Source organism: Pseudomonas sp. LPH60, from assembly GCF_030718165.1.
In the GTDB taxonomy this organism is placed as follows: domain Bacteria; phylum Pseudomonadota; class Gammaproteobacteria; order Pseudomonadales; family Pseudomonadaceae; genus Aquipseudomonas; species Aquipseudomonas danubii.
Map to the genome: position 1 here is coordinate 66673 of NZ_JAVAJH010000011.1, position 13094 is coordinate 79766.

A 13094-nucleotide genomic window follows, 5' to 3' on the forward strand; every position below is an offset into this window, starting at 1 on the left:
CCCCGTGCCTCAGACCACCAAATACGTCATCAAATACAAGCTCAATGGTGAGCGCCGCTTCGAATTTGCTCAGCTTGAAAACGGTACCCAGGAAGAAGCCCGGGCCGCCCTGGAAGCCCTGCATGGCCAGTCCGACGACGTCATCAGCGACGTCAGTGTCAGCAAGGCCTTGTAGGCCGTCTTTGCCCAAGACCGATTCAAGCGCAAGCAGCGGAGTGTGCATGGGGTGCCTGAGCCCCAGACTGGAGGAAATCTCTTGCACCCAGGACACTCCCGCCATGCCTGTTTCCTCGCTCCAGGATCGCCTGCAACAACTGGACTGGGCCCGTATTGAGCAGGCCCTCGACCAAGACGGCTGCGCCCGCCTCGAAGGCCTGCTGAGTGCCGGCCAATGCCAGTCCCTGAGGGATCTGTACAAACACCCTGCGCTGTTTCGCTCGAAAGTGATAATGGCCCGCCATGGATTCGGCCGTGGCCAGTACCAGTACTTCCGTTACCCCTTGCCGGAACCGGTCGCCGAGTTGCGCCAGCAGCTGTATTCGTATCTGGTGGACCAGGCCAATCGTTGGAACCAGAGCCTGAATATCGACATCCGCTACCCGGCAGAACATTCGGCATTCATCCAGCGTTGCCAGAGCGCGGGACAGCAGCGCCCCACTGCGCTGTTGCTGCAGTACGGCCCCGAGGACTACAACTGCCTGCATCAGGATCTGTATGGCGAGCACGTATTTCCCTTGCAAGCGGCCTTCCTCCTGTCCCAGCCTGGAACGGAGTTCACTGGCGGCGAACTGGTGCTCACCGAGCAGCGTCCGCGTATGCAGTCACGGCCACAGGTCATTGGTCTGAAGCAAGGTGATGGGGTGATATTCGCCGTGCATCATCGGCCGGTAAAAGGTTCCCGCGGGTACTATCGAGTCACCCTGCGCCATGGCGTCAGTCGCGTGCACAGCGGCCAGCGCCACACCCTTGGAGTGATTTTTCACGATGCCTTGTAGCCATGAGCCGCCCGGCAGCCTCGGGCTTTTCGATGAAAGCGATCTGCAACAGCCGGCACGCATCGAGGTGCTTGGCCCCCAGTCCCGCGTCCTGCGCGGCTTCGCCCTGCCGTGGATCGAAGGGCTACTGCCACAACTTGAGGAAGTGCTGGCCGCGGCGCCGTTTCGCCACATGATCACGCCCGGCGGCTTTACCATGTCCGTCGGCTTGAGCAGTTGCGGCCAGTTGGGCTGGACCAGCGACAGCAAAGGCTATCGCTACAGCCCTATTGATCCGCAAAGCCTGCGTCCCTGGCCGGCAATGCCCGAGGTGTTCCGCCAGTTGGCGCAGACGGCAGCCGAAACCGCCGGCTTCAAAGGCTTCAACCCCGACTCATGCCTGATCAACTGCTACCGGCCCGGCGCGAAGATGTCCCTGCACCAGGACAAGAACGAGCGCGACTTCAGCGCCCCCATCGTCTCCCTGTCCCTGGGTCTGCCGGCAATGTTCCTTTTCGGCGGCCAGCAGCGCGGCGACAAAAGCCAGCGGGTGCCATTGCTGCACGGCGACGTGGTGGTCTGGGGCGGCGTCGATCGCCTGCGCTATCACGGGGTGCTGCCCCTCAAGGACGGCAGCCATCCCCTGCTCGGCCAGCAACGGATCAACCTGACCTTTCGCCGTGCCGGCTCAGAGGTAGAGTTCAACCGCAAGCCCCGGAGTGCCGATCAGGCACCGGGCCGTTAATCTGGCCGCCACTCCGCGCCGAGCACCGACCATGAATGCCCTGACACGCAAACAACAGATTGAACAGGACCCACGCTGGCAAGCCGTGCTCAAACGCGACGCCCGCGCCGATGCGACGTTCGTCTATGCCGTCCGGACCACCGGGGTGTACTGCCGCCCCAGCAGCCTGTCGCGCCTGCCAAAGGCGGAAAACGTCGAGTTCTTCGACAGCGCCCAAGAGGCCGAGGCGGCGGGTTATCGTCCGAGCAAGCGTCAGGCCAGCGACCAGACCCAGGTGGCCGCGCACCATGCGGCACTGGTGGCCGCGGCTTGTCGGCAGATCGAGGCCGCCGAGTCGGCCCCCAGCCTGGAGCAACTGGCGCAGCATGCGGGCGTCAGCAGTTACCACTTTCACCGGGTATTCAAGGCCGCCACCGGACTAACACCGCGGGGCTACGCCAATGCGCAACGCTCGCGCAAAGTCCGCAGCCATCTGCAAAGCGGGCACACGGTGACCACCGCCCTGTACGACGCCGGCTTCAACTCCAACAGCCGTTTCTATGAAGCTGCAGATCAGTTGCTGGGCATGAAACCCAGTGACTACCGCGCCGGCGGGCCCAACACCGATATCCGCTTCGCCGTGGGCCAGTGCTCCCTGGGCGCGATCCTGGTGGCCCAGAGTCACCGGGGCGTCTGCGCCATCCTCCTCGGAGACGACCCCACCCCGTTGGTGGAGGAACTGCAGGACAAGTTTCCCCGCGCCAACCTGATCGGTGCCGACGCAGATTTCGAACGCCTGGTCGCCCAGGTCGTGGGCTTTGTCGAGGCGCCGGCCATCGGCCTGGACCTGCCCCTGGACCTGCGCGGCACCGCATTCCAGGAACGAGTGTGGCAGGCCCTGCAAAGCATTCCCGTCGGCAGCACCGCCAGCTACGCCGAGATCGCCCAGCGTATCGGTGCCCCCAAGGCCATGCGCGCAGTGGCCCAGGCCTGCGCGGCCAACACCCTGGCGGTGGCGATCCCCTGCCACCGGGTGGTGCGTAGCGACGGCAGTCTTTCCGGCTACCGCTGGGGCGTGGAGCGCAAGCGTCAGTTGCTGGAACGCGAAACGCTGTCCGAGGCCTGAATCCCGATGTAGATCGCCAGCGAATCGGCGCTGGTATAGACCTCAAAGTCCGTGGCAAATGCCCGATCTTGAGAGCCCCCGGGAAAAGTCAGCTGGCCGAGGACGCCCCTCTCCTGCTAAAAACCACCGGCTGCCTCGTCCAATCCTGCCGCCGGAGAACCATGCACATGAGCCAATGGACCGATAGTCGCCTCCTCGATCTGCTGGGCATCGACCTGCCCATCATTCAAGCCCCCATGGCGGGCGCCAACGGCTCCGCCATGGTGATTGCCGTGTCCCGGGCCGGCGGTCTGGGCTCGTTGCCATGCGCCATGCTCACCCCGGAACAGATCCGCCAGGAAGTGCAGGTCATTCGCTCAGCCACTCGGCAGCCGCTGAACCTGAACTTCTTCTGCCATCAGGTACAGGCCGTGGACAGCGCGCAGGAGAGCCGCTGGAAGAACGCCCTGCAACCCTACTACCGCGAACTGGGCGCCGACTTCGATGCACCGACGCCGGTCAGCAATCGGGCGCCCTTCGACGAAGCGGGTTGCCAGTTGGTGGAAGAGCTGCGGCCCGAGGTGGTGAGTTTTCACTTCGGATTGCCAGAGCCGACGCTGCTGGCCCGGGTCAAGGCCACCGGGGCCAGGGTGCTCTCTTCGGCCAGCACCGTGGACGAAGCTCTATGGCTCGAAGCGCGCGGCTGCGACGCGGTGATTGCCATGGGCTACGAAGCCGGTGGCCACCGGGCAATCTTCCTCAGCGACGACCTCAACACCCAGGTGGGCACCATGGCCCTGGTGCCGCAGATCGTCGATGCACTGAAGGTGCCGGTGATCGCCGCCGGTGGCATCGGCGACGCCCGGGGCATTGTCGCGGCAATGGCTCTGGGCGCCTCGGCAGTCCAGCTGGGCACTGCCTACCTGTTCACTCCAGAAGCCAACATCAGCGCCGCCCATCACCAGGCCCTGCGTACCGCCAAGGAAAGCCAGACCGCACTGACCAACCTGTTCACCGGTCGCCCCGCTAGAGGCATCGTCAACCGGGTGATGCGCGAAATCGGCCCCATCAGTTCCCTGGCGCCAGCGTTTCCCCGCGCTGGCGGAGCCTTGCTGCCGCTGAAGGCCAAGAACGATGCCGACTTCGCCAATCTCTGGTCCGGCCAGGCCCTGCGCCTGGGAGTGGAGCTGCCTGCCTACGAGCTGACCCTGCGTCTGGCCGAACAGGCCCTGGCGCAGCTCAAGCGGCGCTGACCGGCCGGCGCCGCGACCACGGTCGCGGTGCTGGTTGCCGCACCGGTTGATGTGCCGGTTGCAACCCTTTGCCAGCGAGGCCTGCGGCACAGTTCCGCTGATCGAGAATTCGCTATATATTTCGCTATACAGCGACACTCGCTGCCCTGGGTGCAGATTCCCTCCGAGCATTCGCTGCCCAACGCGCCCTTCTCTCCAACGGAGCTGTTCGATGAACCTTAGTGCTTCAGGTTTTGCCCCGACTTGCCTCGCTAGCCTGCTCGCCCTCTTCGCCTTCGGCTCGGCCCAGGCCGCTGAAGTCCAGGTGGCGGTCGCTGCCAACTTCACCGCACCGATCCAGGCCATCGCCGTCGACTTCGAAAAAGACACAGGCCACAAGCTGGTGGCCGCCTACGGTGCCACCGGGCAGTTCTATGCCCAGATCAAGAACGGCGCGCCTTTCGAGGTCTTCCTCTCTGCCGACGACAGCACCCCGCAGAAACTCGAAAGCGAGGGCGACATCGTCAAGGGCTCGCGCTTCACCTACGCCATCGGCACCCTGGCCCTGTGGTCGGCCAAGGACGGCTACGTCGACAGCCAAGGCCAGGTGCTCAAGGACAATCAGTACCAGCACCTGTCCATTGCCAACCCCAAGGCGGCGCCTTACGGCCTGGCCGCGACCCAGGTGCTGGCCAAGCTGGGCCTGACCGACAAGGTCAAGGCCAAGATCGTCGAGGGCCAGAACATCACCCAGGCCTATCAGTTCGTCTCCACCGGCAACGCCGAACTGGGTTTTGTCGCCTTGTCGCAGATCTATAAAGACGGCAAAGTCACCAGCGGCTCAGCCTGGATAGTCCCGGCCCAGATGCATGATCCAATCAAGCAGGATGCGGTGATCCTCAACAAGGGCAAGGACAACCCGGCCGCCAAGGCGCTGGTTGACTACCTCAAGGGGCCCAAAGCCGCCGCCGTCATCAAATCCTACGGTTATCAACTGTAAATGAGCCTTTCGAGTGCCGATTTTTCCGCCATCTGGCTGACCCTTAAACTGGCGTCCCTGACGACCCTCATCCTGCTGGTCATCGGTACTCCGATTGCGTTATGGCTGTCGCGTACCCGCTCCTGGTTGCGCGGGCCGATCGGCGCCGTGGTGGCATTGCCCCTGGTGTTGCCACCCACGGTGATAGGTTTCTATCTGCTGCTGGCCCTCGGGCCCAACGGCTTCTTCGGCCAGTTCACCCAGTCCTTGGGGCTGGGCACCCTGACCTTCAGTTTCAGCGGCCTGGTGCTGGGCTCAGTGATCTATTCCATGCCCTTTGTAGTGCAACCGCTGCAAAACGCCTTTTCTGCCATTGGCAGCCGCCCTCTGGAAGTGGCCGCCACCCTGCGCGCCAATCCCTGGGACACTTTCTTCTCGGTGATCCTGCCTCTGGCCCGGCCGGGCTTCATCACCGCCTCGATTCTCGGCTTTGCCCACACCGTCGGCGAGTTCGGCGTGGTGCTGATGATCGGCGGCAACATTCCTGACAAGACCCGGGTGGTCTCGGTGCAGATCTACGATCACGTCGAGGCCATGGAGTACGCCCAGGCCCACTGGCTGGCCGGCGCCATGCTGGTGTTCTCGTTCCTGGTGCTGCTGGCGCTGTACTCCAGCCGCAAGACCCGTGCTGGCTGGAGCTGAGTCGATGAGCATTCACGTCAAGCTGAACCTGGACTACCACGACTTTGCCCTGGACCTCGACCTGCAACTGCCGGGGCGCGGCGTCACCGCGCTCTATGGCCATTCGGGCTCGGGCAAGACCACTTGCCTGCGCTGCATTGCCGGCCTGGAAAAGGCCGGACGTGGGCGGATCCAGATCAACGATGAAATCTGGCAGGACAGCCAGCGCCAGCTGTTCATCCCGCCCCACAAGCGCTCCTTGGGTTATGTATTCCAGGAGGCCAGCCTGTTTCCCCATCTGTCGGTCCAGGCCAACCTGGAGTTCGGCCTGCGCCGCATTCCCCGGCAGCAGCGCCGGGTGGACATGGCCCAGGCCACCGAGTTGCTGGGCATCGGCCATCTGCTCCAGCGCCACCCGCAGAACCTCTCGGGCGGCGAACGCCAGCGCATCGGCATCGCTCGAGCCCTGCTCACCAGCCCACGGCTGCTGCTGATGGACGAACCCCTGGCGGCCCTGGACTCGAAACGCAAAGGTGAAATCCTGCCCTATCTGGAGCGGCTGCACGACGAGCTGGATATCCCGGTGCTGTACGTCAGCCACTCCCAGGATGAAGTGGCGCGGCTGGCCGACCATATCGTGCTGCTCAGTGACGGCCGCGCACTGGCCAGCGGTCCCATCGGGCAAACCCTGGCACGACTGGATCTGCCCCTGGCTCTGGGGGATGACGCCGGGGTCGTGGTGGAAGGCCGGGTCAGCGACTATGACGCGACCTACCAACTGCTGACCCTGCAACTGCCCGACAGTCAATTACGGGTGCGCGTGGCCCACCAGCCCCTGGCGCTGGGCAAGTCCCTGCGTTTCAAGGTCCAGGCTCGGGACGTCAGCCTGAGCCTGCAGGCCAGCGAACACAGCAGCATTCTCAATCGCCTGCCGGTGACCGTCAGCGACGAGATTCCCGCAGATAACGCCGCCCACGTCCTGGTACGCCTGGACGCGGCCGGCACCCCGCTGCTGGCCCGCATCACCCGCTACTCCCGGGATCAGCTCGACCTGCACCCCGGTCAACAACTCTGGGCGCAGATCAAGGCGGTGGCGGTACTGGCATGACACCGGGCAAGCCAGCCCTCTGGCATGCGCGCCGAACCGGTACCGATCGCCTGAACTTCACGTTGAAACGCGCCTGGATATAAAAAAGAGGTCTCTACACTAGAACGGGTTCGATTACTTCATCGTAGTTGCCCGGGAGTCTCGATCCATCGAGCAACTACGACAAATGACAACACTATTTCAGAGGGAAATAGTTCAGGTAGTAAATTCAACCACTCCGCCGTTCAAGTGATACATGGCACCGACTATTTTTATTTTCCCTTCTTTTTCCAACTGGCTCAGCATGGAACTTTCCTGGCGAATTTCATTGATGGTGTTCTGCACGTTGGTCTTGGCCACTGCATCCACAAACTCATCGTTCTTACTGCTGCGTTCTCCAGCGTACTTAGTTGCACCGATGGCCGGTTTGATCTTGTTCAGCAGCCCGGTCAGGCTACCCAATTCGACATTGTCGATAGCACCTTTGATGGCACCACATGCAGTATGCCCCATCACCAGAATGACTTTGGCCCCGGCGGCCGCACAGGCGAACTCCAGACTGCCGATCAGGTCACTGTTGGCGACATTCCCGGCGATACGGGCATTGAAGGTATCGCCAATCCCGGCATCCAGAATGATCTCCGCCGGCGCTCGTGAATCAATGCAACTGAGGATCACCGCCGCCGGAAACTGCCCGCTCGCACTGGCTCTTTTCTGTGCCAGATAGTCGTGTTGATCCATTTTTCCATTGCGAAAGCGCAGATTGCCTTCCTTCATACCGGCAATGACTTGATCCGGCGTCATGTTATCGCGCTGTTCCTTGCTCAAGGACGCGGCATAGGAAAAACTTGATATACCCAACCCCACCCCTACGACAATACTGACAGCAGTCAAACCCAGCGCTGTTTTCAACACCGTACGTCTACTACTGGATGAGCATTCTTCACAATTATTAGTAACGTTGTTTTGCATATCAGCCACCTCGAACAATAAATTCCGGAGATCCACCACCTGGATTAAAGTTCGCACCTCAAACTGAGTAAACCCAACAAAACCCAAACAATCCAAAGATCAAAAAACCGCAATTAAAACAATAACAACAAAGAATAAAAAAACTTTCACATTGATAATTCCCAGTCTCGCTCCAGGGCTGAGGAGCCTTCTGCGGGACCTGGAGCAAACGGCGCAATCCATATCAAAGTTCCCGTCGGCGAATCAGCGGGCTTGTCAGCCAGATAATTCCGCGGTTAGGCTACGCACCTTCTTTCCCGTCCCTGGACGATTGCCGACGTGAACAACTAAGCCTTCCCAAAATGTCTTCGCAATGAGCCCTGCAAGTGCTCATTGGCCTGCTAACACATTTTCCGGAGGTGCTGATGACTCACGTCACCCGGCTGCCTGCGCTGGTTTCACTGAACCAGCTGACTTATCAATTCGCCAATGGCGAAACCTTGCTCGATGCCCTGACCCTCAGCTTCGATCGCCTGCCCACGGCCATAGTCGGGCGTAATGGCATGGGTAAATCCCTGTTGCTGCGCCTGATCGCCGGAGAACTGCAGCCCTCTTCCGGCAGCCTCAATTGCGCCGCCAGCCTCGCCTATGTCCCCCAGGACCCGCTGCCTGCTCCGCAGCAGACGGTGGCCCAGGTCGCAGGCGTCGCTGATGCCCTGAGGGCCCTGCAGCGCCTGGCAGCCGGTAACGCCGACCCGGAAGACCTGCTGCGGGTGGATGACCGCTGGGACCTGGCCGAGCGCCTGCGTCAGGCTCTGGATGAGGCCGGCTTGCAACACCTGGAACCGGATCATCCGGCGGCGAGCCTGAGCGGCGGGCAACTGGCCCGAGTGGTGCTGGTCGGTGCTCTGCTCAGCGACGCCGACCTGCTGTTGCTCGACGAGCCCAGCAACCACCTGGACCGTGCCGGACGCTGCTGGCTGATGGCGCAACTGCGCCACTGGCGCGGCGGCTTGATCCTGGTCAGCCATGACCGCCAGTTGCTGATGCAGGTACAACGCATCGTTGAGCTCAGTCCCCAGGGAGCCCAGGTCTACGGCGGCAACTACGCGCTGTACCAGGCTCAGCGTCAGGCCCATGACGATGCCGCCCAGGCGGCACTGGAACATGCCCGCACCCAGCGCAGCCGTGAACACAAGCGTCTGCAACGCGAGCACGACACCATCCAGCGCCACGCCGCTACATCGCGTAAATACGCCAAGACCGCCAACATCTCCAGCTTCGAGCGAGCCAAGATACTCGGCGCCGCCCGGGACATCATGGGTCAGGTGCGTCACAGCCATCAGGGGCACAAGAGCGCCCTTGATGAGCAAGTACGCAGTGCCTATGCCCGGGTTACCGCGCAACAACCGACCCTGCTGACCCTGCCCGATACCACCCTGCAGGCAGGCCAGCCAGTGCTCAACCTGCAGCAGGCGCAATTGCCCTGGCTGGACCGCCGGTCGCCGGCGTCCTATCTCACCTGCAACATCAGCGGCCCGGCACGCATTGCCCTGATCGGCCCCAACGGTTGCGGTAAATCCACATTGCTGAAGATGCTCGCCGGTCAATTGCAACCCCTGAGCGGCGACTGCCGGGTGACGGTGAACAGCGCCTATCTGGACCAGCACCTGCTGCAACTGGCCCCCGGCACCTCATTGCTGGAGCAACTGGCCAATGCCGCTACACCACTGGAGGAAAGTGCCTTGCGCACCTGCCTGGCACGCCTGCAACTGGATGCTCGGCGGGTGCAGCAACCCTGCGCCCTGTTGAGCGGCGGAGAGCGGCTGAAAGCGGCGTTGGCGCTGGCATTGTGGGGGGGCAGCCCGGCGCGCTTGCTGCTGCTCGACGAGCCAACCAATCACCTGGACCTGGAATCGGTACAGGCCTTTGAACAAGCCCTGCGGGACTACCCCGGGGCACTGGTAGTGGCGTCCCACGATCAGGACTTCCTCCAGGCCCTGGCACCGACCCATGAGCTGCAATGGTCCCCACGGGGCTGGGAGTTACTGGAGCGTCGCCAATAACACAGTGCCTTATCGCAAAAAACCGCGGACAGGCGCGTGCCCATGCTAGATTCGCGTCCTCTTATCCATAGACAAGGAGCGTCACGCCATGCAGTTCGGCTACACCATCATCTATGTGCCCAAGGTCGAAGATTCCCTGGCCTTCTTTGAGCAGGCTTTCGGCTTCAAGCGGCGGTTTCTCCATGAGTCCGGCACCTACGGCGAACTGGAAACCGGTAGCACCACCCTGGCCTTCGCCGATCACGACCTGGCAGAACTGAACTTCAAGGCTGGCCACGTCGCCGCCCATTCCTCGCCGCACCCTCTGGGCATGGAACTGGGACTGGTAACCGACGACGTCCATGCAGCCCATGCCCGAGCCCTGGAACAGGGCGCCCAGGAACTTGCGGCCCCCAGCAGCAAACCCTGGGGGCAGACGGTGTCCTACGTGCGTTGTCCGGATGGCACCCTGGTGGAGCTCTGCACCCCAGTGGGTGCTTGAGTCCAGGGAGTACGGGAGGAAGTCGGGCAGAACGTTACTTGAGCTTGACGGCGGTCCCGGTGGCAAACACCACCACCATGCCGCCACGCCCAGAAGGCATGCTGATCTCGAAATCCACGCCGACCACTGCGTCGGCATTGAACTGACGGGCCCGCTCCTTGATTTCACTGGTGGCCTGGATCCGCGCTTCCTTCAAGGCGCGCTCCAAGGTCTGAGAGCGACCACCAAAGAAGTCGCGCATGCTGGCAAAGAGATCGCGGACCACGTTGATACCCTGGACGGATTCAGCACTGACGATGTCCAGATACGCGGCAATTTCCCGACCTTCGATATGGGCGGTGGTGGTGACAATCATGTATTTCTCCCTTGAACAGACATTCCGTCCCGAGCTCCCGGGACATTAAGGCTGGCGATGGTATCAGAGCGACGGTGAGGGTCGGTCATGGGCAACAATGGCGTCGCCACACACAACAGCCCCGCTCTGGAGCGGGGCTTGGGATCAGGGCTTCAAGGGACGTTCTTCGTCCAGTTCCGACAGGCTCTTGCCATCGTCCGGGTGTTTCCAGGTTTGCGGTGGCGGCTCCTTGTGCTCGACCTGGTACTGCGCCGCCTCGTCACTGCGCTCCTGCTCATAAGGGCGTTGCTGTTGTGTTGCCATGCCCACCTCTCTTCCTGAAGGGATTTTTGACTCGCCATTTCAGGTTAGAACAGATCCGGCAACGGCTCGTTTTTGCCGACAAAACACACCCTGAGCAAGATGAAACTTCTTTCACCCAGACGCTAACTCCGTCTGTGTATAGTTGCTTCGCTCATTCAAGCAACTACAGTTCGCCCGCGCGCTCGCGCGGGCTTTTTTTTTGCCTCAAGCCCCTCTGCGGGGGAGCTGTTACTGCGGATCAATCTCCTGGCAGTCCTTGAGCAGTTGCTGCTCCTTGGCGGTGTGATCTGCCTCCAGGAACGACAACACGCCCAGCTTGCCCTTGGTGTGCCAGCGAAAGCTGTTCTGTTCATCGTCTGCCACATACAGCGCGCCGGAAGCCGAGCGAGCAATGTGCATGGGAATCAATTGCTCCTTGTAGTAGAGCGTGGCAAACGAGGTGCCATTGTCGATATTCAGGTAGGCCGCATCGATGCGGACATTACCCTCGCACTGATAGCGCGCCACCTGGCTCTGATAGGTCGGCTCAGGGGCGGGCGCCTGCGCCTGGGCAGCCTCGGTCAAAATCGGCAGGGCCGAAGCCAGAGCTGCGGCGCAGAGCGTTGCGAGACGAGTTTTCACGGTATTTCCCCCGAATGGTCAAAGATGCCCCATGGGACTGGTGATAGCGATTTTAGTTCATGCCCGAGAGGCCTTCGTCCGGTCCTGCCGACCGCTCCAGAGCAGAGGGCTCGTGTGCAGGGCTGAAGCTTGCGGAACCAGATATTGATGCATCGTCCCACCCTGCACGTCGCCGTTACAGGTGCCTGATCCCATCAGCTAGAACAGCTCGTCCAACTGTTCAAAGAAGATCCGCCTTGAAGGATTGTCCGGGAGTCCCAAGCCTTGGAGAAACTCAGCCGCGTCCGCCTCGCAAAGCACTTCGCGGAGATCGCGCTGGATAAAGGCGATGTCCAGCCAGCGGTCGGCCAACCCGCCCCGCCCCAGATCGATGAAATACAGCTCATCGCGACCATCGATGAAGATGTTGCTGTCCCCCAGATCACCATGGGAAAAAACCAGGTCTTCAATGGGCCGGGTACGCTGCAGATGCGTCCGCAGGGCCTCGGGGCCGGCCAACCCAGGCCATTGGGCCAGGTCATATTCCGCAGCGCACAGTCCCTGGGCCATCAGGTAATCCAGCTCGGCGAGGCGCATCGAGACTCCGGCATCGAATGGACACTCGTCCACCGCCACTGACTGCATTTGATGCAGCGCCTCGCGAAACAGCGGCAGTGCCGGTTGGCCGGCGGCTATGCAAGAGGACAATGGAACACCCGGCACAGAGCGGGTAATCATAAACTCGCCTTCACCCCCCGACTCCACCAGCACCAGTTCGGGAACCTTGAGGCGCCCGTCCAGCCAATCAAGTACACGAGCCTCCCGCAAGACGCTGTAGGTGGTGGGGGCATAGAGAGCCGCCGAGAACTTGAGGAAGAAGCGCTCGTTGCCGCGAAGGAAGCTATACACACGGCAAGGCGACTCACCCACGGTGTCCGGGACTAGCTGCGCATCACCAATGAAGCGCGCGATGGCCTCAGGCAGTTTCAATGTCATGGGGGTCACACTGTTTCCTACCATTTTTATCAGACCGATACCGGGGGCTCGACCCGATCGCGGGGCATCAGGGTCAAGTAGTCTTCAAGGGAGTCCGAGGACAGCGGCTTGATCATGATGCGCACCCTGTGCCGTAACTGGCCCAGCTCTATCCCGTCACGGGTACGGGCCTCGACATAGCCACAGGCTCTCCAGAAACCCTCGGCCCGGACGTTCTCGAACACCACGCTCAACCGCAGCCAGCGCGCGCCCTACCCGGCCGCCCAGTCTTCAAGCTCGCGGTGCAACTGCCGGGCAACGCCCTGGCCCTGCAGCGAGCTGGCCAGCAATCCAGTGGTTGAATGAGGCAATAGCCCTTGTGGCATGGGGTAAAACTCCTAAAGGTCCACAAGACCCGTGCATGAAAGGGCGATCCTAGTGCTCCCTGCCCCCCCGGGGACATGGTCAATTTGTTGAAAAATGTGTAGGGCACTGTGCCGGACCAAGACTCAGGTAGGCGACAGGACTTATCATCGACGCCCCTCGCCAGCGGCTCAGCCCGGCCCCACCCAACAGCGGAT

The 13094-nt window shown here is 61.9% G+C and carries 16 protein-coding genes; 10 read left to right on the forward strand and 6 right to left on the reverse strand.

Annotated elements, in window-relative coordinates:
• Positions 1-4 precede the first annotated feature (4 nt).
• From Q8O96_RS29370 to modC, 8 genes are all read left to right on the forward strand, one after another.
• Complete coding sequence (locus tag Q8O96_RS29370) at positions 5-175, forward strand: hypothetical protein (protein ID WP_162884057.1); 171 nt, start codon at positions 5-7, stop codon at positions 173-175.
• A 103-nt stretch (positions 176-278) separates the two neighbouring features.
• Complete coding sequence (locus tag Q8O96_RS29375; protein WP_305949955.1) at positions 279-995, forward strand: 2OG-Fe(II) oxygenase; 717 nt, start codon at positions 279-281, stop codon at positions 993-995.
• Positions 985-1719, forward strand: coding sequence for a DNA oxidative demethylase AlkB (gene alkB / locus Q8O96_RS29380; protein ID WP_102863251.1), 735 nt, complete (start codon positions 985-987; stop codon positions 1717-1719). Before Q8O96_RS29375 ends, alkB begins: the two co-directional genes overlap by 11 nt.
• 31 nt (positions 1720-1750) lie before the next feature.
• Positions 1751-2824: a bifunctional DNA-binding transcriptional regulator/O6-methylguanine-DNA methyltransferase Ada gene (gene ada, locus Q8O96_RS29385; protein WP_102863250.1), complete on the forward strand. Its 1074-nt coding sequence runs from the start codon at positions 1751-1753 to the stop codon at positions 2822-2824.
• Positions 2825-2991: 167 nt separating this feature from the next.
• On the forward strand, positions 2992-4056 hold the full coding sequence (locus tag Q8O96_RS29390) for a nitronate monooxygenase family protein (protein ID WP_305949956.1): 1065 nt from the start codon (positions 2992-2994) through the stop codon (positions 4054-4056).
• Positions 4057-4267: 211 nt separating this feature from the next.
• A complete protein-coding gene (gene modA, locus Q8O96_RS29395) occupies positions 4268-5035 on the forward strand; it encodes a molybdate ABC transporter substrate-binding protein (RefSeq protein ID WP_305949957.1) in 768 nt (255 codons plus the stop codon).
• On the forward strand, positions 5036-5716 hold the full coding sequence (modB, locus tag Q8O96_RS29400) for a molybdate ABC transporter permease subunit (RefSeq protein ID WP_102863247.1): 681 nt from the start codon (positions 5036-5038) through the stop codon (positions 5714-5716).
• Between the two features lie 4 nt (positions 5717-5720).
• Complete coding sequence (gene modC, locus Q8O96_RS29405) at positions 5721-6803, forward strand: molybdenum ABC transporter ATP-binding protein (protein WP_207165993.1); 1083 nt, start codon at positions 5721-5723, stop codon at positions 6801-6803.
• A 195-nt stretch (positions 6804-6998) separates the two neighbouring features.
• Here the strand turns inward: modC and Q8O96_RS29410 are convergent, their stop codons facing one another.
• Positions 6999-7754 carry a carbonic anhydrase gene (locus Q8O96_RS29410; protein ID WP_305949958.1) on the reverse strand — a complete coding sequence of 252 codons (756 nt, stop codon included), beginning with the start codon at positions 7752-7754 and terminating at the stop codon, positions 6999-7001.
• 404 nt (positions 7755-8158) lie between these two features.
• Here Q8O96_RS29410 and Q8O96_RS29415 point away from each other — a divergent pair, with 404 nt between their 5' ends.
• Both Q8O96_RS29415 and Q8O96_RS29420 read left to right on the forward strand, forming a co-directional pair.
• Positions 8159-9799, forward strand: a complete 1641-nt coding sequence (locus Q8O96_RS29415) for an ABC-F family ATP-binding cassette domain-containing protein (protein WP_102863574.1) — start codon at positions 8159-8161, stop codon at positions 9797-9799.
• A gap of 88 nt (positions 9800-9887) precedes the next feature.
• Positions 9888-10280: a VOC family protein gene (locus Q8O96_RS29420; RefSeq protein WP_102863245.1), complete on the forward strand. Its 393-nt coding sequence runs from the start codon at positions 9888-9890 to the stop codon at positions 10278-10280.
• 34 nt (positions 10281-10314) lie between these two features.
• On the opposite strand, the gene Q8O96_RS29425 is transcribed toward Q8O96_RS29420, so the two are convergent.
• The 5 genes from Q8O96_RS29425 to Q8O96_RS29445 form a co-directional block, all read right to left on the reverse strand.
• Positions 10315-10635 (reverse strand): YbjQ family protein, encoded by a 321-nt coding sequence (locus Q8O96_RS29425; protein ID WP_305949959.1) that lies wholly within the window; start codon positions 10633-10635, stop codon positions 10315-10317.
• Between the two features lie 144 nt (positions 10636-10779).
• Positions 10780-10938 carry a hypothetical protein gene (locus Q8O96_RS29430; RefSeq protein ID WP_162884058.1) on the reverse strand — a complete coding sequence of 53 codons (159 nt, stop codon included), beginning with the start codon at positions 10936-10938 and terminating at the stop codon, positions 10780-10782.
• Positions 10939-11166: 228 nt separating this feature from the next.
• Positions 11167-11559, reverse strand: coding sequence for an MliC family protein (locus Q8O96_RS29435; RefSeq protein WP_102863243.1), 393 nt, complete (start codon positions 11557-11559; stop codon positions 11167-11169).
• 198 nt (positions 11560-11757) lie between these two features.
• Positions 11758-12534: an APH(3') family aminoglycoside O-phosphotransferase gene (locus tag Q8O96_RS29440; RefSeq protein WP_250330663.1), complete on the reverse strand. Its 777-nt coding sequence runs from the start codon at positions 12532-12534 to the stop codon at positions 11758-11760.
• 29 nt (positions 12535-12563) lie between these two features.
• Entirely contained in the window at positions 12564-12758 is a 195-nt protein-coding gene (locus tag Q8O96_RS29445) for a hypothetical protein (RefSeq protein ID WP_205413474.1), read from the reverse strand.
• Between the last annotated feature and the right edge of the window lie 336 nt (positions 12759-13094).